The organism is Vibrio sp. 2033 (genome assembly GCF_033339735.1).
Map to the genome: position 1 here is coordinate 1 of NZ_JAWOVC010000140.1, position 967 is coordinate 967.

Sequence of the window (967 nt, forward strand, 5' to 3'; positions counted from 1 at the left end):
TTCGCCTTCTGACGTTGATCGGCGTAATCAGCCCGCTAATTGGTCTTCTCGGCACAGTATTGGGATTGATTGAGATGTTTAAAGGCATTGCGGTTTCAACTGGGAACATCACACCTAACGATTTGGCCGACGGCTTGGGTTTAGCCATGCGCACAACGGCCGCAGGCTTGATCATCGCCCTACCCGCTATTTCTGGCGCACAAATCATCGGTTTGTGGGCTGACCGCGTACTCGCCAAACTTGAGCATACTCTCAACTACGTGAATTTGTGGCTTGAAGGCATTTCCCTGCAGCACGTGTCTCCAGAAAAAACAAAAACAACGGTAAGTGTCACCAAAACGGCTGAGGCAAAAGCTTCATGATCAAAGTACCACAAGACAATAACCGCAACGGCTTAACACCAGATTTAACACCGCTGTTAGACATCATTTTTATTGTGATGGTTTTCTTGATGCTTACCGCCGCAGTCAAACTCGATTCATTAGATGTCGCGCTGCCAAGCACCGACTCTCAGGCCGTTGCAGAGGTCGATAAGCAGTCGATTACCGTTAATATCCTCAAAGATGAGCCTTATTGGGCGATCAACGGACAAACGTACATCGATTGGGAAAACTTCACTCTCGCGCTGCTAGAAGAGAGTAAATCAACCGATAAACCTATTGTGATTGGTGCAGAAAAAACGGCCAATATTCAATCACTTGTTCAGCTTCTTGGCTTTTTGCAAGAAAACGGAATTCAGGCGACTCAATTGCTCACTGAAGAGTCGCCATAACAAGAACATAAAACTGAGAACATTTTCATGAAGAACACATTATCACCAGTGCGCACTGCGTTGACTGCTGCCGCTCTGTTACTTGCAAGTACGAACCTTTTTGCCAACAACGCCCCAAACTCAGAACGCATCGTCAGTGCGGGCAGCGCCGTTACCGAACTATTACTTGCGCTCGATGCGAAAGACAGCTTGGTC

General features: G+C 47.4%; 2 protein-coding genes and 1 pseudogene. All 3 read left to right on the plus strand.

What is annotated here, in order from left to right; translation table 11 throughout:
• A partial coding sequence (locus R7P74_RS25170; RefSeq protein ID WP_318123366.1) for a MotA/TolQ/ExbB proton channel family protein occupies nucleotides 1-362 on the plus strand: 362 nt, incomplete at its 5' end.
• Nucleotides 359-772, plus strand: coding sequence for an ExbD/TolR family protein (locus R7P74_RS25175; protein WP_005454456.1), 414 nt, complete (start codon nucleotides 359-361; stop codon nucleotides 770-772). The genes R7P74_RS25170 and R7P74_RS25175, both read left to right, overlap by 4 nt.
• A 27-nt stretch (nucleotides 773-799) precedes the next feature.
• Nucleotides 800-967, plus strand: a pseudogene (locus tag R7P74_RS25180) (hemin ABC transporter substrate-binding protein); the annotation flags it as partial.